This is a genomic window from Monashia sp. NPDC004114, from assembly GCF_053603855.1.
Map to the genome: position 1 here is coordinate 60,505 of NZ_JBSGGK010000015.1, position 21,513 is coordinate 82,017.

General features: G+C 69.7%; 19 protein-coding genes. 1 reads left to right on the forward strand and 18 read right to left on the reverse strand.

Annotated elements, in window-relative coordinates:
- Positions 1-70: 70 nt before the first annotated feature.
- Together ACWEOW_RS18085 and ACWEOW_RS18090 are read right to left on the reverse strand one after the other, a co-directional pair.
- Positions 71-871, reverse strand: a complete 801-nt coding sequence (locus ACWEOW_RS18085) for an ATP-binding cassette domain-containing protein (RefSeq protein WP_452270620.1) — start codon at positions 869-871, stop codon at positions 71-73.
- Positions 819-1,229: a hypothetical protein gene (locus tag ACWEOW_RS18090; RefSeq protein WP_452270621.1), complete on the reverse strand. Its 411-nt coding sequence runs from the start codon at positions 1,227-1,229 to the stop codon at positions 819-821. The genes ACWEOW_RS18085 and ACWEOW_RS18090 overlap by 53 nt, the downstream gene beginning before the upstream one ends.
- Positions 1,230-1,476: 247 nt before the next feature.
- Between ACWEOW_RS18090 and ACWEOW_RS18095 the strand changes: the two genes are divergently transcribed.
- Positions 1,477-1,782, forward strand: a complete 306-nt coding sequence (locus ACWEOW_RS18095) for a hypothetical protein (RefSeq protein WP_452270622.1) — start codon at positions 1,477-1,479, stop codon at positions 1,780-1,782.
- 75 nt (positions 1,783-1,857) lie between these two features.
- Here ACWEOW_RS18095 and ACWEOW_RS18100 read toward each other — a convergent pair whose 3' ends face one another.
- The 16 genes from ACWEOW_RS18100 to ACWEOW_RS18175 all read right to left on the reverse strand — a co-directional run bounded on the left by ACWEOW_RS18100 (position 1,858) and on the right by ACWEOW_RS18175 (position 21,498).
- A complete protein-coding gene (locus tag ACWEOW_RS18100; RefSeq protein WP_452270623.1) occupies positions 1,858-3,201 on the reverse strand; it encodes a D-arabinono-1,4-lactone oxidase in 1,344 nt (447 codons plus the stop codon).
- Positions 3,194-4,375, reverse strand: coding sequence for an alanine racemase (locus tag ACWEOW_RS18105; protein ID WP_452270624.1), 1,182 nt, complete (start codon positions 4,373-4,375; stop codon positions 3,194-3,196). Before ACWEOW_RS18105 ends, ACWEOW_RS18100 begins: the two co-directional genes overlap by 8 nt.
- Positions 4,376-4,642: 267 nt before the next feature.
- Entirely contained in the window at positions 4,643-5,653 is a 1,011-nt protein-coding gene (locus ACWEOW_RS18110; RefSeq protein WP_452270625.1) for a polyprenyl synthetase family protein, read from the reverse strand.
- Positions 5,654-5,684: 31 nt separating this feature from the next.
- Complete coding sequence (gene nuoN, locus ACWEOW_RS18115; RefSeq protein WP_452270704.1) at positions 5,685-7,277, reverse strand: NADH-quinone oxidoreductase subunit NuoN; 1,593 nt, start codon at positions 7,275-7,277, stop codon at positions 5,685-5,687.
- 14 nt (positions 7,278-7,291) lie between these two features.
- Complete coding sequence (locus ACWEOW_RS18120; protein WP_452270705.1) at positions 7,292-8,893, reverse strand: NADH-quinone oxidoreductase subunit M; 1,602 nt, start codon at positions 8,891-8,893, stop codon at positions 7,292-7,294.
- A gap of 8 nt (positions 8,894-8,901) precedes the next feature.
- On the reverse strand, positions 8,902-10,878 hold the full coding sequence (nuoL, locus tag ACWEOW_RS18125; RefSeq protein WP_452270626.1) for an NADH-quinone oxidoreductase subunit L: 1,977 nt from the start codon (positions 10,876-10,878) through the stop codon (positions 8,902-8,904).
- Positions 10,879-10,894: 16 nt separating this feature from the next.
- Entirely contained in the window at positions 10,895-11,194 is a 300-nt protein-coding gene (gene nuoK / locus ACWEOW_RS18130) for an NADH-quinone oxidoreductase subunit NuoK (protein ID WP_452270627.1), read from the reverse strand.
- Complete coding sequence (locus ACWEOW_RS18135) at positions 11,191-11,979, reverse strand: NADH-quinone oxidoreductase subunit J (RefSeq protein ID WP_452270628.1); 789 nt, start codon at positions 11,977-11,979, stop codon at positions 11,191-11,193. The genes nuoK and ACWEOW_RS18135 overlap by 4 nt, the downstream gene beginning before the upstream one ends.
- A complete protein-coding gene (nuoI, locus tag ACWEOW_RS18140) occupies positions 11,976-12,782 on the reverse strand; it encodes an NADH-quinone oxidoreductase subunit NuoI (protein WP_452270629.1) in 807 nt (268 codons plus the stop codon). The genes ACWEOW_RS18135 and nuoI overlap by 4 nt, the downstream gene beginning before the upstream one ends.
- The gene (gene nuoH, locus ACWEOW_RS18145; RefSeq protein WP_452270630.1) at positions 12,775-14,187 is read right to left on the reverse strand and encodes an NADH-quinone oxidoreductase subunit NuoH; all 1,413 of its coding nucleotides are present in this window, start codon (positions 14,185-14,187) and stop codon (positions 12,775-12,777) included. The genes nuoI and nuoH overlap by 8 nt, the downstream gene beginning before the upstream one ends.
- On the reverse strand, positions 14,184-16,628 hold the full coding sequence (locus ACWEOW_RS18150) for an NADH-quinone oxidoreductase subunit G (RefSeq protein ID WP_452270631.1): 2,445 nt from the start codon (positions 16,626-16,628) through the stop codon (positions 14,184-14,186). The genes nuoH and ACWEOW_RS18150 overlap by 4 nt, the downstream gene beginning before the upstream one ends.
- Entirely contained in the window at positions 16,625-17,956 is a 1,332-nt protein-coding gene (gene nuoF, locus ACWEOW_RS18155) for an NADH-quinone oxidoreductase subunit NuoF (RefSeq protein WP_452270632.1), read from the reverse strand. Before nuoF ends, ACWEOW_RS18150 begins: the two co-directional genes overlap by 4 nt.
- Positions 17,953-18,768 (reverse strand): NADH-quinone oxidoreductase subunit NuoE, encoded by an 816-nt coding sequence (nuoE, locus tag ACWEOW_RS18160; protein WP_452270633.1) that lies wholly within the window; start codon positions 18,766-18,768, stop codon positions 17,953-17,955. The genes nuoF and nuoE overlap by 4 nt, the downstream gene beginning before the upstream one ends.
- On the reverse strand, positions 18,768-20,156 hold the full coding sequence (locus ACWEOW_RS18165) for an NADH-quinone oxidoreductase subunit D (RefSeq protein WP_452270634.1): 1,389 nt from the start codon (positions 20,154-20,156) through the stop codon (positions 18,768-18,770). The genes nuoE and ACWEOW_RS18165 overlap by 1 nt, the downstream gene beginning before the upstream one ends.
- Positions 20,156-20,947 (reverse strand): NADH-quinone oxidoreductase subunit C, encoded by a 792-nt coding sequence (locus ACWEOW_RS18170; protein ID WP_452270635.1) that lies wholly within the window; start codon positions 20,945-20,947, stop codon positions 20,156-20,158. Before ACWEOW_RS18170 ends, ACWEOW_RS18165 begins: the two co-directional genes overlap by 1 nt.
- Complete coding sequence (locus tag ACWEOW_RS18175) at positions 20,944-21,498, reverse strand: NuoB/complex I 20 kDa subunit family protein (RefSeq protein ID WP_452270636.1); 555 nt, start codon at positions 21,496-21,498, stop codon at positions 20,944-20,946. Before ACWEOW_RS18175 ends, ACWEOW_RS18170 begins: the two co-directional genes overlap by 4 nt.
- Between the last annotated feature and the right edge of the window lie 15 nt (positions 21,499-21,513).

Consider the following 21,513-nt stretch of genomic DNA (forward strand, 5'->3'; position numbering starts at 1 on the left):
GCCGCACAGGCGGCCATAGTGGCCTTCGGCGCGGCAAGGTATAGGGGACCACGGCCAGCTTCGTCGCGCGTCACTGGCGCACACCCGTGGCCACGACGAGGCGCTTCAGCTCATCGCCCAGATCGTCGCCCAGCGAGGCGATGTCTGTCGGATGCATGACGTGGGAGAGCTCACCACGATCCAGGACCAGCACCTGGTCTGCGACCGAGACGGCCTCGTCGATGATGTGCGTGGCGAGCAGGATCGCCTGGTCACACAACGAGTCGACGACGGACAGGAAGTCCTCACGCTGGGCTGGGTCAAGCCCGGCGGTCGGCTCGTCGAGCACGATCAACGATGGCTCCCCCACCAGCGCACCCGCCAACATCACGCGTTGTCGCTCGCCTCCCGAGAGGCGCCCAATCCGTCTGCCAAGCAGACCGGCACAGTTCGCAGTCGCGGCAACCCGCTGGACTTCGGCATCCCGGCCCGCTCGTGGGATCCGTTGCAGCCACGCCGCGTACTCGAGGAACGCCCGCACGACCATTCCAGGATGGGCTCCAGGATGCTGGGGCAACCACCCCAGAGCGCCCAGGTGGCCGCGCAAGGATGCCCGATCCGCCCAGATATCTCGGCCGAGACGATCTATCCGCCCGACGGCCGGCCGGTCGACGGCGCACACCAAACGAATCAGTGAGGTCTTGCCGGCACCGTTCCGACCGAGGAGCACCGTCACTCCGCGGTCGAGCGAGAAGGTGACATCCGAGATCACGAGGGTGCCGTCACGCCGCCCCGACAGGCCAACTACATCCAGCTCACCACGGTTGTCCAACACGCTCTCAGTACTCCGGCGACCACGCGCCACAGGCGTCCGGCAAGAGCTGGACGTCACGGCAAACGCGGGACTGGACCTTGATCGACGAGCAGCCAGGGCTCGGAGTCGCGGTGATGTACCCGGCCTTCACCACCGAGGTCGTGCTCGTCGTGTTTGACGTGTAGCGGCCCACCGTCGTGTTGGAGCAGAACCAGTTGTACCAAACCACCTTCCCGGAGTAATAGACAGCGCGGCCGCTCGCCGCCGATTTCAGGAAGCCGCTCACATACGCGCCATTGTTGTAGGAGATCTGTCGGTACTGCGTGCCCGAGCCGTCCGCTGAGCTGACGCTGACCGCGAATGCGGCCGCAGGCGCCGAAACCATGAGTGTCGCAGTCGCAAGGGTTCGGACGAGTCGTCGGCGAACAGAATCCATGAGCATCCTCCTAGGTTTCGCTGAGCTGATGCGACGATGCTAGACAGAAGCGCTCAACTCTGCGAACGACTCAGACGTGTTTGCGTCTAGATTGCCTTCTTTGCTCAAAATTACGCACCCCGGTTTGCGATGGCCGCAAGTAGGGCTGTCCGCTCGCAATCTCTGAGTGCCCACTCGACTCGCGGGTAGTGCGGTCGTGTGGGCATTGGATCAGGGGTGAACCCACGCGCGGGTCTACGCTCGGGCGATGACGCTCGACGAGGTGGACGCAATGCTCGGGGGGCTCGAGGGCTGCCGCCGACGGAACGTCGACGGGCGGGTCGCCTGGTACGTCGGCAGCCTTCTCGTCGCCCGCGAGGACGCGCCGGGCACCCTGCTGGTCCGCCTCGGCGGCATTGACCGGGAGGGCCTGGTCGAGACCCACCCGGAGACGTTCGGCGTCCCGCCTCGGTGGGAGGCGCACCTCAAGGTCCAGGCGGACCTGGCGGGTGACGCCGACGCGATCCGCGCAGCCTTGCGCCTCGCGTGGGAGCGCCAGCGCGCCACCCAATGACGGCCACCACCCACTGACTGGCGCACCCCCGCTGACCCCGCCCTCCGGCATGCGGGCGCCGGGGGTTCGCTGCGGTCAGCTGCCGAGCACTCGCTCGAGGTACGGGTTGCCGAAACGTCGCTCCGGGTCGACCCGATCGCGCACCGCGACGAAGTCGGCGAACCGCGGGTATGCCGCACGGAAGTAGTCGGCGCCCAGCGTGTGCATCTTGCCCCAGTGCGGTCGACCCTCGTGCGCGGTCGCGATGGCCTGGAACGCGTCGAAGTACCCGCCCTTGGCCTGCCGGTGGTAGCGGTGGATCGCGATGTAAGCACTCTCCCGGTCGTGTGCGGTGGACAGCCAGACGTCGTCGGGCGCGGCGACGCGGCACTCGACCGGGAACGAGATGCGCTCGTCGTGGGTGTCGACCCACCTCTTCAGCTCGAGGAGCACGTCGGCGAGCGCGTGTCGCGGCACCGCCCACTCGGACTCCATGAAGCGGACGTCGCGGTTCGTGATGAACACCTTGTGCGAGGCGTCGGTGTACTCGCGCGCCGTGAGCGCACGGGCAGCGACCGCAGCGATCGGCCTGGTCGTCCTCGGCACCCGCGTGGACAGGCGGTTGAGCACCTCGTACGCCTTGTTGCTCAGGAGCTCGTCGTCGACGTAGGAGCGCCACGACGCGAGCGGGTTCTTCGGCGTACCCACGGGGACGCGGTTGTTGCGCTTGGTCAGCGCCCGCTCGGTGTGGGGGTACCAGTAGAACTCGAAGTGGTCGTTCTGCTCGACCTCGTCGTCGAGGTTCGCGAGCACGTCCGCCAGCGCCTCGGGCTTCTCGGCAGCGTGGAGCAGGAAGGCCGGGACGACACCGAGGGTGATCTCGGTGACGATCCCGAGCGCACCGAGCCCGAGGCGGGCGGCCTGGAAGAGCTGCGGGTCCTGGGTCGGCGAGCACTCGACCACCGACCCGTCGGCGAGCACGAGACGCACCGCGCGAATGCCTGCGGAGAGCCCGGTGAGGCGCAGGCCCGTGCCGTGGGTGCCCGTGCCGGTCGCTCCCGCAATGCTCTGCCGGTCGATGTCGCCGAGGTTGGGCAGGGCGTACCCGAAGCTCGCGAGCTCCTCGTTGAGGACGTGCAGCGGTGTGCCCGCACGCACGGTGGCCTCACCGCGGGTCGAGTCGATCGACGTCACCCCCGAGATGGCACCGAGACGCAGCTGCACGCCGTCGGTGACGGCCACGCCGGTGAACGAGTGACCGGCCCCGATCGCCTTGACCCGCAAGCCTCGCGCAGCAGCCTTGCGCAGCTCCTCGACGACCTCCGACTCGTCGCGCGGGGTGGCCACACGGGCGAGCTTCGACGTCTCGGTGCCGGCCCAGTTGGACCAGTCGACACTGCGCACGACCGCGCCCGCACTGGTGTTCGCGATGTCAGCCAAAGCACTGCCCTTCCCCACGGTAGGTCGCGGCCTTCCCGACAACCTGGTCGCCCCCTTCGCCGCCGACCAGGACGAACTCCAGGAAGCGCTCTGCCAGCTCACCGGCCTTGGCGTGCCGGAACCAGATCCGATCGCCCAGCCCGACGTGGTCCGCTGCGGAGCCCTTCAGCGGCGTCTGCACCTCGCCCGTGCCTTCGGTGCGGACCAGCTCGAGCCCTTGCTCGGCGACCGGGCTCGGCACTCGCGACCAGCCGGGCGGTCCCGATGCGATGTACCCACCGCCGTATGCCGTGACGTACCCGTCCCCCGGCCGGCGCACCACCGGGGATGCGAAGAACGCCGCAGGCTGGACGTCCAGCCCGTCGTACCCGTCGAAGAGTGTCGGGGCGTAGAGGCCCGACCCGGCCGCCAGCTCTGTCAGCGACGGGTCGAGGCCGGTGACGTGCAGGCTGCCCGTGCCGCCCCCGTTGACGAAGTCGAGGTCCGTGAGCGCCTTTGCGGCAGAGACAATCTCGGCGCGGCGGCGACGAAGCTCCTTGTCGGAGAAGCTCTTCATGCGACGCACCGCGATGGACGAGTCGGGCAGTCCCGCGATCTGCGCGTCGTAGAACATCAGCCCGGCGACGACAAGGCCGCGCTCATGGGCGCGCCGGATGACCGTCTCGACGTCGGCCGGCGTGCGCAGCGGCGAGCGGCGCACGCCGAGGTGCGCCGGGCCGACTCGCAGGGACGCATCGATGTCGATGGCGACCCGAAGTCCCTCGTGCCCGGCGACCTCGCGCGCGATGAAGTCGACGTGCTCGACGCTGTCGATCATGACCGCGACCGCGGCGGTGAGTGCAGGGTCGGACGCGAGCTGGGTGAGGGCGGGCACGTCCACCGACGGGTAGGCCACGAAGATGTCCCGCGTCCCGGACTCGGCCCACCACAGCGCCTCGCGGACGTTGTAGCACATCAGGCCCTGGAAGCCGTCGACCGCGAGGGCCCGCTGGATGAGCGGGCGGCTGCGCAGCGACTTGGTGGCGATCCGGATCGGCATCCCGTGAGCGCGGGACACGAGCCGGGCCGCGTTGCGGTCGAAGGCGTCGAGATCGACGACAGCCAGCGGAGCCGGCATACCGGCCGTTGCCGCGGAGAGGCGCGCTGCGACGGGTGCGGAGGGGCTGGCACTCATCCCCGCACCTTACCGACCCGCGACCGGCCGCCAGGCTGGGCGGGTGCAACTGCGTGACTAGTGGGCGACTCAGCAGGCACCCAATCTGAGGGCCGCGGCGCGCAGTTGGTCAGACCCTCGGGAGGGTGCACCCCCAGTTGAGGGCCGCGGCGCCCGAGACGAGGCGATTCACGGCCAACCGCCTCCATTTGCGGGCCGCGGCGCGCATGTGGTCGGGCCTCCGGGTGGGGTGCCCTCGACTTGAGGGCCGCGGCGCCCGGCTGCGGGTCAGCCCACACGCTCGACGACCGACAGCGCCAACGCCTGCAGGGCTGTCTTCGCGTCACTGGCCGGCAGCGGGTCGAGCAGAGCCTGGGCGTCGTGCGCCACCGCATGCGTCTCCTCGCGGGCCTGTTCCAGCGCCGGATGGACCCGCAGCAGCGCGAGCGCCTCGGCGACGCCGTCCTCGTCCTGCGAGAGGTCGGACGACAGCAGCTCCAGGAGCCTGGCGTCGGCGGGGTCGACCGAGGCCTTGGCGCGCAGGACCGCCAGCGTGTCGACGCCCTCGCGCAGGTCGGTGCCCGGGGTCTTGCCGGTGTCGTCGGAGTCCGACGCGATGTCGATGAGGTCGTCGGCCAGCTGGAAGGCGATGCCGACCTTCTCGCCGTACTCGCGCATGATCTCGACGGTCTCCGGGGTGCCCCCGCTGAACATCGCGCCGTAGCGCCCGGCCGTCGCGATGAGCACGCCCGTCTTGTCCGCGAGCACGCCGAGGTAGTAGTCCACCGGGTCGACACCGTCCGGGCGTGGCCGGTCGTCGCGGATCTGGCCGGCGCAGAGCCGCACAAACGTCTGGGCCTGGATGAGCACGGCCTCCGCACCGAGCGCGGCGACCAGCTCGGAGGCCTTGCCGAAGAGGAGGTCGCCGACGAGGATCGCCGTCGAGTTGTCGTATGCCGCGTTGACCGACTGGACGCCGCGCCGCATCCGCGCGTCGTCCATGACGTCGTCGTGGTACAGCGAGGCCAGGTGGGTCAGCTCGACCCCGGCGGCGGCCCGGACGACGTCGTCGTTGATGCCCTGGCCGAGCTCGGCGGCGAGCAGCGTCAGAAGCGGACGGAACCGCTTGCCGCCGGCCTCGATCAGGTGGGCCGAGGCGCGCGCGATGAACGGGTCGTCGTGGTCGACGACCTCGTGCAGGAGGGCGTCGACCCGGGCCAGCCCGTCCTGGAGCCGCGCCGACAGCTCCGGCGTGGCTCCCGGCACTCCGAGGACCGGTGGCGTCGCGTGCGTGGTCATCGAACCCCTGAACGATGGGCGGTCGGTCGCGTCACCGGACGAACTGCGAGGCGCGGTCGGCCAGGTCGAGCAGCGAGGCGGGCAGGATGCCGAGCACGAGGGTCACGAGCGTCCCGATGGCGATCGAGAAGGTCGTCGTCACCGACGGCGTGACCACCTCGACCGTGTCGTCGGGGGCCTCGCTGAAGAACATCAGCACGATGACCCGCGCGTAGACGAAGACCGTGATCGCGCTGCACAGCACACCGACGACGGCGAGCACCGTGCCCGTGGCACCGCTGTCGACCGCCGCCGAGAAGACCGCGAACTTCGAGACGAAGCCCGACGTCAGCGGGATGCCGGCGAAGGCGAGCATGAGGAATGCGAACGCTGCGCCGACCACCGGGTAGCGGCGGCCCAGCCCCGCCCACTGCGACAGGTGCGTCGCCTCGGCGCCGTTCTGTCGCACGAGCGACACGATCGCGAAGGCCGCGATCGTCGCGAAGCCGTAGGCCACGAGGTAGAACAGCACCGCGCTGACGGCCGTCGAGTCGAAGGCGAGGACGCCGACGAGGATGAACCCGGCGTGGGCGATCGAGGAGTACGCGAGCAGGCGCTTCATGTCGGTCTGGGTCACCGAGAGCACCGCGCCGACGACCATCGTCAGGAGCGCGACGATCACCAGGGCGTTGCTCCACTCCCAGCGCGCGGTGTCGAGGCCGACGTAGGCCAGGCGCAGGATCGCGCCGAACGCCGCCGCCTTGGTGCAGGCGGCCATGAAGCCGGTCACGGTCGTCGGGGCGCCCTGGTAGACATCGGGGGTCCACGCGTGGAACGGCACCGCACCGACCTTGAAGAGCAGGCCCACGAAGACGAGGAACGCGCCTGGCAGCAGAAGGCCGTTCATCGCGATCGGGCCCGTGGCCACGGCCGTGCTGAGGTCGCTGAAGTAGACCGACCCGGCATACCCGTACAGCAGCGCCGTGCCGAACAGGAAGAACGCCGAGCTGAACGCTCCGAGCAGGAAGTACTTCAGCGAGGCCTCCTGCGACAGCAGGCGGCGACGTCGGGCCAGGCCGGTGAGGATGTAGAGCGGCAGCGAGAGCACCTCGAGCGCGACGAACATGCCGATGAGGTCGTTCGTCGTCGGGAAGAGCATCATCCCGAAGATCGCGAAGAGGGCCAGCGGGAAGACCTCGGAGGTCAGCGCCCCGGCCCGGGTCGCGGCCGTCTCGTAGGGCGAACCGGGGGTCGACGCGCCGCTCGGGGTGAACGCGTCGGGGCCGATGCCGCCGAGGCGCTCGGACATCGTCAGCACGCCGAGGATGCCCATGAGGACGATCGCGCCCTGCATGAACAGCGCCGGGCCGTCGATCGCGAGGGCGAAGAGCTGGTGGCCGCTGGCGGCGTCACGGACGCCCATCGTCAGCCCCTGGTGCGACGCGGCCGGCACGATCGCGACCGCGGCGGCGAGCAGACCGACGACGGCGATGACGACCTGGATGCGGTGGCGGCTCTCGCGGGCGACGAACGCCTCGACGATGACGCCGACCAGGGCCGCCCCGAACACGATGAGCAGCGGCGCGATCGCGACGTAGTCGATCTCTGCAGGCTCGAAGGCGGCGGGCAGCACCATGGGCACCATGGGCACGGCGGCGGTCACTTCTGGCTCCCTTCGGCCACGGTGCCGGTCGTGTTGAGGTCCGGGTTGGCCTGCTTGACGTACGACAGGGTCTTGTCGACGGCGGGGTTGATGACGTTCAGCGCGAGGTTCGGGTAGAACCCGAGCACGAGGAACGCCGCGAGCAGCGGTGCGGCGACGAGCTTCTCGCGGCTCGTCAGGTCACGCACGAGGCGAAGGCCACGGCGACCGCCTTCGTCGAGGCCGGCATACTCCCGCTCTCCGACGATGCCTTCGGGCTTCGGCCCCGTCATGACGTTCTTGTACATGAGCAGGATGTAGAGCGCGGCCAGGATGATGCCGGTGGTCGCGATCACGGCGGCCCACGGCAGCGGACCGAAGCTCCCGACGAGCACGGTGAACTCCGACACGAAGCTCGCCAGGCCCGGGAGGCCAAGGCCCGAGAGGCCGGCCACCAGGAAGATCCCGGCCAGGCCCGGGGTGACCCGCTGCCACCCCCCGAAGTCGGGTATTCGTTTGCTGCCGCGCCGGCGCACCAGCATCGCGGCGAAGAGGAACAGTGCCGCTGTCGAGAAGCCGTGGTTCACCATGTAGAGCGTCGAGCCGGAGTTGCCGACGTTGGTGAACGCGAAGATCCCGAGCACGATGAAGCCGAAGTGGCTGACCGAGGTGTACGACACCAGGCGCATCATGTCGGTCTGCCCGATCGCGAGCAGCGCGCCGTAGATCACCGAGATCACCGCGAGCACGACCACGGTCGGGGTCGCCCACCGGCTCGCGTCCGGGAAGAGCTGCAGGCAGAACCGAATCATCCCGAAGGTGCCGATCTTGTCGAGCACGCCGACGAGCAGCGTCGCCGTGGCGGGCGTCGCCTCGGTCGCCGCGTCAGGCAGCCAGGTGTGCACCGGCACCATCGGCGCCTTGACCGCGAAGGCGAAGAAGAACCCGACGAACAGCAGCCGCTCGACGGTGGGGTCGATGCTCAGACCGGTCAGCTGCGAGATGAGGAAGCCGTTGTCGCCGCCCGGGCCCTGGAAGTAGAGCCCGATGACCGCCACGAGCATGATCAGCCCGCCTGCGAGCGAGAACAGCAGGAACTTCATCGCGGCGTACTGCCGGCGAGGCCCGCCGAAGCGGCCGATGAGGAAGTAGACCGGGATGAGCATGGCCTCGAAGAAGACGTAGAAGAGGAACACGTCGGTCGCGGCGAAGACGCCCACCATGAACGTCTCGAGCACGAGCAGCAGGGCGAAGTACGTCTTGGCCTTGCGGGCGCCACCGGGCCCGGCCTCCTCCGGCACGTCGTGCCACGCCGCGAGCAGGCAGACGGGCGTCAGGACGAGCGCCATGAGGATGAGCACGAGCGCGATGCCGTCGACGCCGAGCGCGTAGCTGACCCCGAACTGCGGGATCCACGAGCGCTGCTCACCCAGCTGGAACTGCGCCGAGCTGGTGCGGTCGAACTGGGTGGCCGCGGCGATCCCCAGCACGAGGGTGACGATCGACGTGCCGAGCGCGATGCGCTTGGCCGTCTCCGCGCTGCCCGGCACGAAGGCGACGACGAGCGCGCCGACGAACGGGACCAGCAGCAGGATCGTCAGCCACGGGACACTGGACATGGTCGTCATCAGGAGATCACCCACAGAGCACCGAGGATGGCGACGACGCCCGCGAGCATCGTCAGGGCATAGGAGCGCGCGAAGCCGTTCTGCAGCTTGCGCAGGCGAGAGCTGGTCCCGCCGACCAGGGCCGCGAGGCCACCGGCAGCACCGTCGATCCCCTTGCCGTCGACGTAGACGAGCGAGCGGGTCAGGTGGATGCCGGGCCGCATGAGCAGCGCCTCGTTGACCTGGTCCTGGTAGAGGTCCTTGCGCGCCGCCCGGGTCGTGAGGTTGCCGGCCGGGGCCGTGACCGGGACGTCGTCACGCCAGTAGCGCATCCACGCCAGCGCGCCTCCGGCGGCCACGAGGAGCAGGGTCACGACCATGAGCACCGGGACGGGGACCACCGAGTGGGCCCCTTCCGGCTCGGCGCCGACGACCGGCTCGAGCCAGGAGGTGATCCACCCGGTCGGGCCGAGGATGAGGCCGAGGAAGGCTGAGCCGAAGGCCAGCACGATCATCGGGACCGTCATGATCCGCGGCGACTCGTGCGGGTGGACGTCGTCGGTCCAGCGCTTCTTGCCGTGGAAGGTCATGAAGAACAGGCGCGACATGTAGAACGCGGTGATGCCCGCGCCGACGAGCGCGATGGTGCCGAAGACCCACGGCCGCCAGCCCTCGCCGACGAACGCGGACTCGATGATCGCGTCCTTGGACCAGAAGCCGGAGAAGGGCGGCACGCCGATGATGGCCAGCCAGCCGAGGCCGAAGGTCACCCAGGTGATCTTCATGACCAGGTTGAGCGCGCCGAAGCGGCGCATGTCGACCTGGTCGTTCATGCCGTGCATGACCGACCCGGCGCCGAGGAACATGCCGGCCTTGAAGAAGCCGTGCGTGAGCAGCTGGAAGATCGCGAAGGCGTACCCGACCGGGCCAAGGCCCGCGGCGAGCATCATGTAGCCGATCTGGCTCATCGTCGAGGCCGCGAGCGCCTTCTTGATGTCGTCCTTGGCACAGCCGACGATCGCCCCGAAGAGGAGCGTGATCGCACCGACGAAGGCGACGGCGAGCTGGGCGTTGGGCGCGGCCTCGAAGATCGGCGCCGAGCGCACGACGAGGTAGACACCTGCCGTGACCATGGTCGCGGCGTGGATCAGCGCCGACACGGGTGTCGGGCCGGCCATGGCGTCGCCGAGCCAGCTCTGCAGTGGGAACTGGGCCGACTTGCCGCAGGCCCCGAGCAGCAGGAGCAGGCCGATCGCCGTCATGAAGCCCTGGTTGGCCTGGCTCCCGGAGGCGCCGAGGACCGTCGTGAAGTCGACCGCACCGAAGTGGAAGAACATGACCATGATCGCGACGGACAGGCCGAAGTCACCGACCCGGTTGACCACGAACGCCTTGTTGGCGGCCGTCGCGTAGGCCGGGTTGTAGTTCCAGAACCCGATGAGCAGGTAGGACGCGAGACCGACGCCCTCCCAGCCGACGTAGAGCAGCAGGTAGGAGTTCGCGAGGACGAGCAGCAGCATCGCCGCGACGAAGAGGTTGAGGTAGGCGAAGAACCGCCGCTTGTCGGGGTCGTGCTCCATGTACCCGAGCGAGTAGGAGTGGATGAGCGACCCGACGAAGGTGATGAGCAGCACGAACGCCATCGACAGCTGGTCGACGAGCAGCCCGGCGCTGACGTGGAACGACCCGGCCGTCACCCAGTCGTAGAGGTTCACCTCCTGCGCGCGGTCCTCGGCTCCCAGCCCCAGCATCTGGATGAACATGATGAAGCCGACGACGAACGCGGCCCACGACAGCACGACGGCCAGGCGCGGGCCGAACTTGTCGGTGCGGCGGCCGCCGAACAGCAGGAGCGCGGCGCCGAACGCCGGCAGCGCGATGAGCAGCCAGGCGTATGCCGTCATGCCGGTCGCGGCGTGTGCCTCACCTTCGTGCGTGGCGAGCCCGGCGGCATACGTGCTTGCCGAGCTCGCGACGGAAGTGACGAGAGTTCCCATGGGTGGCCGGCGCTCCTTACAGCTTCAGCAGGTTGGCGTCGTCGACCGAGGCCGACCGGCGGGCACGGAAGATCGCCATGATGATGGCGAGCCCCACGACGACCTCTGCCGCCGCGACGACCATGACGAACAGGGCCATGACCTGTCCGTCGAGGGCGCCGTGCATGCGGGAGAAGGTCACGAGGGCGAGGTTCGTCGCGTTGAGCATGAGCTCGACACCCATGAACACGATGATCGCGTTGCGGCGGGTCAGCACCGTGGCGGTGCCGATCGTGAACAGGATCACCGAGAGGTAGATGTAGTTGATCGGGCTCACTTGGCTCCGCCCTCCTCGATCTCGCGCTCCATGTGTCGCTCGACGTCCTTGAAGCCGTCGGCCGTGGCCACCTGGTCACGGGCGACGAGGACGCGCGACACGGACAGGTCGCTCGGGGTGCCGTCGGGCAGCAGGGCCGGGGTGTCGACGGCATTGTGCCGGGCGTACACGCCAGGGGCGGGCAGACCGGCGACGTTCTCGTTGTCGCGCACGCGCTTGGCGGCCCACTCGGCCTGCGTGAGCTTCGCAGTGAGGCGCTCCCGGTGGGCGAGGACCATCGCGCCGAGCGCCGCGGTGATCAGCAGTGCCGAGGTGACCTCGAAGATCCAGACGTACTGGCCGAAGATCAGCTCGGCGATGCTCGTGATGTTGCCCGGGTCGGCGTTGGTCGCGATGACCTTGTTCATGCCGGTCTGGACCGTCTCCTCGCTGAACTCGACCGAGCCGAGCGTGAAGAACAGGACGCCCGCGAGGCCGAGAGCGAGCAGGAAGGAGGCCCAGCGCTGACCGGTGATGGTCTCGATGATCGAGTCGGAGGAGTCGACACCGATGAGCATGAGGACGAAGAGGAACAGCATCATCACGGCGCCGGTGTAGACGAACACCTGGACGATGCCGAGGAAGTCCGCCTTCTGCATGATGTAGAAGACGCCGAGGATGCACATGACGAGCGCCATCCCGAGCGCTGCGTGCACGGCCTTGCGGGCGAACAGCAGCCCGAGTGCCGCGATGACCGCGATCGGCCCGAGCACCCAGAAGCCGACGGCTTCGGCGACGGAGGTCATGGGTTGGCTCCTTCCCTGGTCGCGGCCGCGGTCGGGCTGGTCGCGTGCACGACGTCGTGGTCGCCCGGGCCGGCGGCGCCGACGTTGCCCGGCCGGTCGTATGCCGCCGCGTCGAGGTCGTCCTCGTCGTCGGCGGCGGCCCGCTCGTCGACGTAGGCGCGCTGGGAGTCCGAGGCGCCGGTGACCTTGCCGAGGTAGTAGTCGCGCTCCTCCATGCCGTCGGCCATCGGGAACGGCGGCGGGAGCATCCCGCCCTGCAGCGGGGCGAGCAGCTGCTCCTTGGTGAAGATCAGCTTGCCGCGGTCGTTGTCGGCGAGCTCGTAGAAGTTCGTCATCGTCAGCGCCCGGGTGGGACAGGCCTCGATGCACAGGCCGCAGAAGATGCAGCGCAGGTAGTTGATCTGGTAGACGCGGCCGTAGCGCTCGCCGGGGCTGAAGCGTCCGGAGCCGCCCGGGGTGTCGTCGTTGTCGGCACCCTCGACGAGGATCGCGTCGGCCGGGCAGGCCCAGGCGCACAGCTCGCAGCCGACGCACTTCTCGAGGCCGTCGGGGTGACGGTTGAGCTGGTGCCGGCCGTGGAAGCGGGGGGCGGTGGGGCGGGGCTTCTCGGGGTACTCCTCGGTCGCGACCTTGCGGAACATCGTCGAGAACGACACCCCGAAGCCGGCGACGGGGGCGAAGAGCTCACCGAGGAAGCCCTTCTCGCGGTCCTTGGCGCCGGACTGACCGCGCTGCTCGCGCGGCGCGCCGACCTCGCCGGAGGCGTTGCGCGTGAGGTCCTTGCCGACGTTGTCGTCAGCCATGGGTCTCCTCCTTGACGGACGTGCTGGACGGGCCCGAAACGGCGCTCGCCGTGGACAGCACCGGTTCGGCGCCGAGGCGCGCGTTGGGCTCGACGAGTCGCTGGCCGGGCAGCGGCGGGACTGGGTAGCCGCCTTCGAACGGGTCGATCTCCTCGGGCGGCAGCTCGTCCTCCGCCTCGGCGCGAGCGGCCCGGCGGTCGTCCCAGACCCAGGCCGCAGCAAGCGCCACGACGGCGACGACGCTGACGATGACCACGGTGGCGACCGACAGCTCGCGGCCCGCGATGGTCAGCTTGCCGCTGCCGAGGAAGTTCAGCTGGGCGCCGCGGATGAAGGCGACCGCCACGACCCACGCGAGCGTGATCGGGATGAGGAACTTCCAGCCGAACCGCATGAACTGGTCGTACCGCACCCGGGGCAGCGAGCCGCGCAGCCAGACGAACACGAACATGAACAGCCAGAGCTTGATGGTGAACCAGAGGATGCCCCACCAGCCCTGGTTGAACATGCCGTCGTTGATCGCCGCGATGAACGGCGGGGCCTGCCAGCCACCGAGGAACAGGGTCGTGGCGAGCGCGGAGACGGTGAACATGTTGACGTACTCACCGAGGAAGAACATCGCGAACCGCATCGAGGAGTACTCGGTGTGGAAGCCACCGGTCAGCTCGCCCTCGCCCTCGGCGAGGTCGAAAGGCAGGCGGTTGGTCTCGCCGACCATGGTGATGAGGTAGACGGCGAAGCTGAAGAACGCCGGCAGGATGTACCAGAGCGAGCTCTGGGCCGCGACGATCTGCGAGGTCGACATCGAGCCGCTGTAGAGGAAGATCGCGACGAGCGACAGGCCCATGGCGATCTCGTACGAGATGACCTGGGCGGTCGAGCGAAGACCACCGAGCAGCGGGTAGGTCGAGCCCGAGCTCCACCCGGCCAGGATGATGCCGTAGACGCCGACGGACGCGACGGCGAGCACGAGCAGGACGGCCACGGGGACGTCGGTGACCTGCAGCGGCGTGTGGTGGCCGAACATCCAGACCATGCCGCCGACCGGGATGATCGCGAAGGAGACGAACGCCATGGTGGCCGCGATGAGCGGGGCGAGCGTGTAGATCACCTTCTCGGCGTTCGCCGGGGTGATGTCCTCCTTGAGCATCGACTTCATGCCGTCGGCCAGGGTCTGGAGCAGACCGAACGGGCCGTTGCGGTTGGGGCCGGGACGCTGCTGCATCCGGCCGATGACGCGACGCTCGAACCAGATCACGAGCAGGGTCGACAGGAGCAGGTAGACGAAGATGGCGACGGCCTTGATCAGGGCCACCCACCAGGGCGTGTCGCTGAAGTCGACCGCTGGGTTCTCGTTCATCGGGACCGCCGCAGCCACCCCGTATGCCGTCAGCCCGAGGCTCATGCGGCACCACCCTTCGCGACGGCGACGTAGCCACCGGCATCGGTGCCCAGGCCCATGCGCACGGAACAGTCCTTCGAGTTGGTCGGGAGCCAGACGACGCCGTCGACCATGCCCTCGGTCACCAGCGCCGGCAGCGTGACGCTGCCCGTCGGTCCGGTCACCGTGACGGGGTCGCCGTCGGCGACGCCGAGGCGGCCCGCCGAGACCTCGGACAGGCGAGCGACCGACCTCGGGGCGGTGCCGGCGAGGAACGGCTCGCCGTCCTGCATCCGGCCCGCGTCGAGCAGCGTGGCCCACGTCGAGAGCGCGAAGTCGCCCCAGCCTGCGGGCGTCCCGGCGCCGTGCTGCCCGGCCGGAGCCAAGGTGGCACGCGCGCCGCCCCACGGCCCGAGCGCCTCGAACTGGTCGTGGATCTCACGCTGGGTGCGCGTCTCGAGGAAGTGGCCCATCTCGCCGGCGATCATGTCCAGGGCTCGGTGGTCGCTGACGGCGTTGCTCGACAGCGCCTCCTCGAACGGGCGGGCGCGGCCCTCCCAGCTGACGTACGAGCCCGACTTCTCGGCCTGCGGCGCAACCGGCAGGACGACGTCGGCGACCGCCGTGACGGCCGACTCGCGCAGCTCGAGGGAGACGACGAAGGCGCGCTCGAGGGCGTCGCCGACGTGTGGGTCACCGAGGTCGGCTGGGTCGACGCCACCGACCACGAGGGCGTCGAGGTCGCCGGCCGCGGCCGCGGCGAGGATCCCGGCGGTGTCGCGAGGGGTCGCGTCGGGAAGCCGGTCGACCTCCCAGACCGCAGCGACCTCGGCACGAGCCGTCGCGTCACCGGCCGGGCGCCCGCCCGGCAGGAGGGCACCGAGGGCGCCCGCCTCGAGCGCGCCACGCTCGCCGGCCCGACGCGGCACCCAGGCCAGGCGCGCGCCGGTCGCAGCGGCGAGGTCGGCGGCGGCGCGGAGCGCGCCCACCGATGTCGCGAGCCGCTCGCCCACGAGGATCACCGCTCCGGCGACGAGAGCGTCCTTGGCCTTCGCGCCCGCCGGGCTCGATCCCAGGTCACGAAGGACAGACGCCTCCTGGCCGGGGACCGCCGGCACCAACGTGCCACCCATCTTGGTCAGGCCGCGCGTCGGGTGGGAGGACACGGCATACACCGCGGTCTTGTGCTTGCGGAACGCCTTGCGCAGGCGCAGGAAGACGATCGGGCTCTCGTCCTCGGGCTCGAAGCCGACCAGCAGCACCGCAGGCGCCTTCTCGAGGTCGGCGTAGGTGACCGCGCCGCCCTCGGGGCCGGTGGCCACGACGTGCTCGGACAGGAACGCGACCTCCTCGGCCGAGTGCGGACGGGCGCGGAAGTCGATGTCGTTGGTGCCGAGCACGACGCGGGCGAACTTGCCGTACGCGTAAGCGTCCTCGGCCGACACGCGACCGCCGACGAGCACGCCGGCGGCCTTGGAGCGGGCCAGGCCGGCAGCAGCGGCCGCGAGCGCTTCGGGCCAGCCGACGACGCGCAGCTCGCCGTCCTCACCGCGGACCATGGGGAACTCGATACGGTCCGGCAGCGTGGCGTAGGTGAACGCCCAGCGGCCCTTGTCGCAGTTCCACTCCTCGTTGACCGCCGCGTCGTCCAGCGCCATCCGGCGCAGCACGACGCCGCGGCGGTGGTCGGTCCGGATCGCGCAGCCGGAGGCGCAGTGCTCGCAGACCGACGGCGTCGACACGAGGTCGAACGGGCGCGAGCGGAAGCGGTATGCCGCGCCGGTCAGGGCGCCCACCGGGCAGATCTGCACCGTGTTGCCGGAGAAGTACGACTCGAACGGCTGGTCCTCGTAGATGCCGATCTGCTGGAGCGCGCCGCGCTCGACGAGCGCGATGAACGGGTCGCCCGCGACCTGGTCGGAGAAGCGCGTGCACCGGGCGCACAGCACGCAGCGCTCGCGGTCGAGCAGGACCTGCGAGCTGATGTTGATCGGCTTCGGGTAGGTGCGCTTGACGTCCTCGAACCGCGACACCGGCCGGCCGGCGCTCATCGCCTGGTTCTGCAGAGGGCACTCGCCACCCTTGTCGCAGACCGGGCAGTCGAGCGGGTGGTTGATGAGCAGCAGCTCCATCACACCCTGCTGCGCCTTGTCGGCGACGGGCGAGGTGTTCTGCGTGTTGACGACCATGCCCTCGGAGACCGCCATCGTGCACGACGCCTGCGGCTTGGGCATCGGGCGGGCGACACCCTCGCGGTCGGGCAGCGCGACGTCGACCAGGCACTGGCGGCACGCGCCGACCGGGTCGAGCAGCGGGTGGTCGCAGAACCGCGGGATCTCGATGCCGATCGTCTCGGCGGCGCGGATCACGAGCGTGCCCTTCGGCACGCTCACCGGCACCCCGTCGATGGTCAGGCTGACGAGGTCCGGCGCGGTGGGCGCCTTCGTCTCGGTCGTGGCGGTCATGCGGACACCATCCCGCTGGGCTCCTTGGTCTCGACGGCGAACAGGACCGACTTCTCCGGCGGGAAGAGCACGTGCGCCGGAGTGTGCATGCCGGCCTCGAACTCCTCGCGGAAGTACTGCACGGCCGAGGTGATCGGGCTCGTCGCGGCGTCGCCCAGGGCGCAGAAGCTGCGGCCGAGGATGTTGTCGCAGATGTCGACGAGCTTGTCGATGTCGTCCTGGGTGCCCTGGCCGTTCTCGATGCGGTTCATGATCTGCCGCAGCCACCACGTGCCCTCGCGGCACGGGGTGCACTTGCCACACGACTCGTGGGCGTAGAAGTCGGTCCAGCGCGCCACGGCACGTACCACCGACACCGTCTCGTCGAACACCTGCAGGGCGCGCGTGCCGAGCATCGAGCCCGCGGCCGCGACCGAGTCGAAGTCGAGCGGCACGTCGAGGTGCTGGTCGGTGAAGATCGGCGTCGAGGAGCCGCCCGGCGTCCAGAACTTCAGCTTGCGGCCGTTGCGCATGCCGCCGGCGAGGTCGATGAGCTCGCGCATCGTGATCCCGAGCGGCGCCTCGAACTGGCCGGGGTTGGTGACGTGGCCGGACAGGCTGAAGATGCCGAAGCCGGTGGACTTATCCGTGCCCATGCCCTTGAACCAGTCGGCGCCGTCGAGGATGATCCCCGGCACCGAGGCGATGGACTCGACGTTGTTGACGGAGGTGGGTCGGGCGTAGAGCCCGGCCGCGCCGGGGAACGGCGGCTTGAGGCGGGGCTGCCCGCGCCGGCCCTCGAGCGAGTCGAGCAGCGCGGTCTCCTCGCCACAGATGTACGCGCCCGCACCGGCGTGCACGGTGATGTCGACCTTGACGCCCGTGCCACCGACGTTGTCACCGAGATAGCCCGCCGCGCGAGCCTCCTCGACGGCGCGAAGCAGCCGGCGGTAGACGTGGACGACCTCGCCGCGCAGGTAGATGAACGCGTGCTCGCAGCCGATCGCGTAGGAGCTGATGATGACGCCCTCGATGAGCGAGTGCGGGTTGGCCATCATCAGCGGGATGTCCTTGCAGGTGCCCGGCTCGGACTCGTCGGCGTTGACCACGAGGTAGCGGGGCCCGCCGTCGGGCGGTGACATGAACGACCACTTCATGCCGGTCGGGAAGCCGGCGCCACCGCGGCCGCGGATGTTGGAGTCCTTGACGGCGTCGATGATCGCCTGCGGCTCCATGGACAGGGCCTTGCTCAGCGCCCGGTAGCCGCCGTGGTGCCGGTAGGTCGCCAGTGTCCAGGACTGCGGGTCGTCCCAGAACTTCGTCAGGATCGGAGTCAGCGTGTCGGTCACTTCGAGCCGTCCTTCCGGTCCGTGCTGTCGGTGCTGGCGCGCTCTGCACCACTGCTCGAGCCACTACCCGAGCCATTGCCCGAGCCATTGCCCGAGCCGTCGGGGGCGGTCCAGCCGCGCTCCTGGGCGATCTTGAGGCCGAGCAGGGATGCCGGCCCCGCGCCCACGCCCTCGTCGCCGCGGCCGTCGTGGAAGCCCGCAAGCACTCGCGAGACCTCCTTGAACGTGCAGACCTTGGCGGCGCCGCGTGTCGGTGTGACGTCCTTGCCGGCGCGCAGGTCCTCGACGAGCCCGATGGCGCTCTCCGGCGTCTGGTTGTCGAAGAACTCCCAGTTGGCCATGACGACCGGGGCATAGTCGCAGGCGGCGTTGCACTCGACCCGCTCGAGGGTCACCTTGCCGTCCCCGGTGGTCTCGTCGTGGCCGATCCCGAGGTGCTCGGACAGCCGGTCGAAGATGAGGTCGCCGCCCATGATCGCGCAGAGCGTGTTGGTGCAGACGCCGACGGTGTACTCACCGTTGGGGTGGCGCTTGTACTGCGTGTAGAAGGTCGCCACGCCGCTGACCTCGGCCTCGGTCAGGTCGAGCACCTCGGCGCAGAAGGCCACACCGCGGCCGGTCACGTAGCCGTCGACCGACTGCACGAGGTGCAGCAGCGGCAGGAGCGCGGAGCGCTTCTGGGGGTACCGGGCGATGACCTCGGCGGCGTCCGCGTGTAGGCGCTCGAGGACGTCGGCGGCATACGGGGCCTTGGACTCGGCGCTGACGCGGAAGAAGCCGGATGCGGTGGCAGTGTGTTCGGGGCCGGCCATCAGCGGTCCACACCTCCCATGACGGGGTCGATCGAGGCCACCGCGACGATGACGTCGGCGAGCTGCCCGCCTTCGCACACGGCAGCCACGGCCTGCAGGTTGTTGAAGCTCGGGTCGCGGAAGTGCGCGCGGTAGGGGCGCGTGCCGCCGTCGGAGACGAGGTGGCAGCCGAGCTCGCCCTTGGGGGACTCGACGGCCTGGTACGCCTGGCCCGGCGGGACCCGGAAACCCTCGGTGACGAGCTTGAAGTGGTGGATCAGCGACTCCATCGAGGTGCCCATGATCTCGCGGATGTGGTCGAGGCTGTTGCCCAGGCCGTCGCCACCGAGCGCCAGCTGCGCCGGCCACGCGATCTTCTTGTCCTCGACCATGACCGGACCCTCCGAGGCCTGGAGGCGGTCGATGCACTGCTCGACGATCTTGAGCGACTCGTACATCTCGTCGATGCGCACGCGCAGCCGGCCGTAGGCGTCCGCGCTCGTGCGGGTGATGACGTCGAAGTCATAGGTCTCGTAGCCGCAGTACGGGTCGAGCTTGCGCAGGTCGTGCGGCAGACCCGCCGAGCGGAGCATCGGCCCGGTGATGCCGAGGGCCATGCAGCCGGTCAGGTCGAGCACGCCGACGTCGACCGTGCGCCCCTTGAGGATCGGGTTCTCGTTGAGCAGCGCCTCGAGCTCACCGAGGCCGCGGCGCACCTGCGGCACCATCTCGCGCAGCGCGTCGATCGCGCCGGGCGGCAGGTCCTGGGCCACGCCGCCGGGACGGATGTACGCGTTGTTCATCCGCAGGCCGGTGACCATCTCGAAGATGCGCAGCACCCGCTCGCGCTCGCGGAACGCCACGGTCATGACCGTCGTCGCGCCCATCTCCATGCCGCCGGTGCCGAGGCACACGGTGTGGGAGTTGATCCGCGAGAGCTCCATCATCAGGACGCGGATGACGTTGGCCCGCTCGGGCACCTGGCCGGTGATCCCGAGGAGCTTCTCCATCGCGAGGCAGTAGGCGGCCTCCTGGAACATGGACGTGAGGTAGTCCATGCGCGTGCAGAAGGTGACGCCCTGCACCCAGGAGCGGTACTCCATGTTCTTCTCGATGCCGGTGTGGAGGTATCCGATGCCGGCGCGTGCCTCCGTGACCGTCTCGCCGTCGATCTCGAGGATGAGGCGGAGCACGCCGTGGGTCGACGGGTGCTGCGGCCCCATGTTGACGACGATGCGCTCCTCGTTGAGCGAGGTCGCCTCGTCGACGAGGTCGTTCCAGTCGCCGCCGGCGGCGTTGAAGACGCGAGCGCCCTCGGCCGCCTCCTCGTCGGCGACGGACGTGGCGTAGACGTCGTTGGCTCCCTCGTCGGGGATGTCCGTCTGGGTGAACTCGGTGTGCGTGCTCATCAGTTGTACGACCTCCGCTGGTCCGGCGGCGGGACGGTGGCGCCCTTGTACTCGACCGGGATGCCGCCGAGGGGGTAGTCCTTGCGCTGGGGGTGGCCCGGCCAGTCGTCGGGCATGAGGATGCGGGTCAGGGCCGGGTGCCCGTCGAACTCGATGCCGAACATGTCCCACGTCTCGCGCTCGTGCCAGTCGTTGGCCGGGTAGACGGACACGACCGACGGGATGTGGCGGTCGTCGTCGGGGCACGACACCTCGAGCCGGACGCGCCGGCCGCCGTGGGTGATCGACAGCAGGTGGTAGACGGCGTGGAGCTCCTCGCCCGTCCGGTCGGGGTAGTGCACGCCGGACACGCCGACGCAGATCTCGAAGCGCAGCGACGGGTCGTCGCGCAGCACCCGGACGACCGCCAGCAGGTGCTCGCGGCGCACGTTGATGGTCATCTCGCCGCGGTCGATGACGACGCTCGAGACGGCCTCGGCGTAGGACGCCGTGCCGCCGACGAGGCCGCGCTCGAGGTTATCGGCGATCTCGTCGAAGTAGCCGCCGTAGGGCCGCTCGGCCGCGCCGGCAATGATGATCGGGCGCCTCAGCCCGCCGTAGCCGGAGGTGTCGCCGCCCTGGGTGGTCCCGAACATCCCGGTGCGCATCCCGACGACGCGCGGGCCGGTCGGGTTGGCGCCTTCGGTCTGGGCGAGCTCGATCTCGCCGGGCGTGATTCCGGAGGTCTGGTCCTTGGTGGTGTCGGCGTTCACGACGTTCGTGCCGTCCTTGGTGGCGTCACCGTCGCTCATGCGAGCAGGCCCTTCATCTGGTGGGTGGGCGTCGCCGTGAGGGCGGCCTCCTCCGCGGCCCGCGCCGCCTCCTCGCGGTTGACGCCGAGGGGCGAGGTCTGGATCTGGTGGTGCAGCTCGATGATCGCGTTGAGCAGCATCTGCGGGCGGGGCGGACAGCCGGGCAGGTAGATGTCGACCGGGATGATGTGGTCGACGCCCTGGACGATCGCGTAGTTGTTGAACATGCCGCCGGAGCTGGCGCACACGCCCATCGAGATGACCCACTTCGGGTTCGGCATCTGGTCGTAGACCTGGCGCACGACCGGGGCCATCTTCTGGCTGACGCGGCCGGCGACGATCATGAGGTCCGCCTGCCGGGGCGTCGCCGAGAAGCGCTCCATACCGAAGCGGGCGATGTCGTAGTCCGGCGTGCCCACGGCCATCATCTCGATCGCACAGCAGGCGAGACCGAACGTGGCCGGCCAGATCGAGGCCTTGCGCATGTAGCCCGCGAGCGACTCGACAGTCGAGAGCAGGAACCCGGCTGGGAGCTTCTCCTCGAGACCCATTGCTTACTCCTTACC

Bases quoted from the DNA above. Each gene is read 5' to 3' on its own strand.
- nuoI (WP_452270629.1), bottom strand. From the start codon at position 12,782: ATGGCTGACGACAACGTCGGCAAGGACCTCACGCGCAACGCCTCCGGC.
- ACWEOW_RS18175 (WP_452270636.1), bottom strand. From the start codon at position 21,498: ATGGGTCTCGAGGAGAAGCTCCCAGCCGGGTTCCTGCTCTCGACTGTC.
- nuoN (WP_452270704.1), bottom strand. From the start codon at position 7,277: ATGGTGCCCATGGTGCTGCCCGCCGCCTTCGAGCCTGCAGAGATCGAC.
- ACWEOW_RS18170 (WP_452270635.1), bottom strand. From the start codon at position 20,947: ATGAGCGACGGTGACGCCACCAAGGACGGCACGAACGTCGTGAACGCC.
- ACWEOW_RS18105 (WP_452270624.1), bottom strand. From the start codon at position 4,375: ATGAGTGCCAGCCCCTCCGCACCCGTCGCAGCGCGCCTCTCCGCGGCA.
- ACWEOW_RS18095 (WP_452270622.1), top strand. From the start codon at position 1,477: ATGACGCTCGACGAGGTGGACGCAATGCTCGGGGGGCTCGAGGGCTGC.
- nuoE (WP_452270633.1), bottom strand. From the start codon at position 18,768: ATGGCCGGCCCCGAACACACTGCCACCGCATCCGGCTTCTTCCGCGTC.
- ACWEOW_RS18120 (WP_452270705.1), bottom strand. From the start codon at position 8,893: ATGTCCAGTGTCCCGTGGCTGACGATCCTGCTGCTGGTCCCGTTCGTC.
- ACWEOW_RS18135 (WP_452270628.1), bottom strand. From the start codon at position 11,979: ATGACCTCCGTCGCCGAAGCCGTCGGCTTCTGGGTGCTCGGGCCGATC.
- ACWEOW_RS18110 (WP_452270625.1), bottom strand. From the start codon at position 5,653: ATGACCACGCACGCGACGCCACCGGTCCTCGGAGTGCCGGGAGCCACG.
- ACWEOW_RS18090 (WP_452270621.1), bottom strand. From the start codon at position 1,229: ATGGATTCTGTTCGCCGACGACTCGTCCGAACCCTTGCGACTGCGACA.
- nuoH (WP_452270630.1), bottom strand. From the start codon at position 14,187: ATGAGCCTCGGGCTGACGGCATACGGGGTGGCTGCGGCGGTCCCGATG.
- nuoL (WP_452270626.1), bottom strand. From the start codon at position 10,878: ATGGGAACTCTCGTCACTTCCGTCGCGAGCTCGGCAAGCACGTATGCC.
- ACWEOW_RS18165 (WP_452270634.1), bottom strand. From the start codon at position 20,156: ATGAGCACGCACACCGAGTTCACCCAGACGGACATCCCCGACGAGGGA.
- ACWEOW_RS18150 (WP_452270631.1), bottom strand. From the start codon at position 16,628: ATGACCGCCACGACCGAGACGAAGGCGCCCACCGCGCCGGACCTCGTC.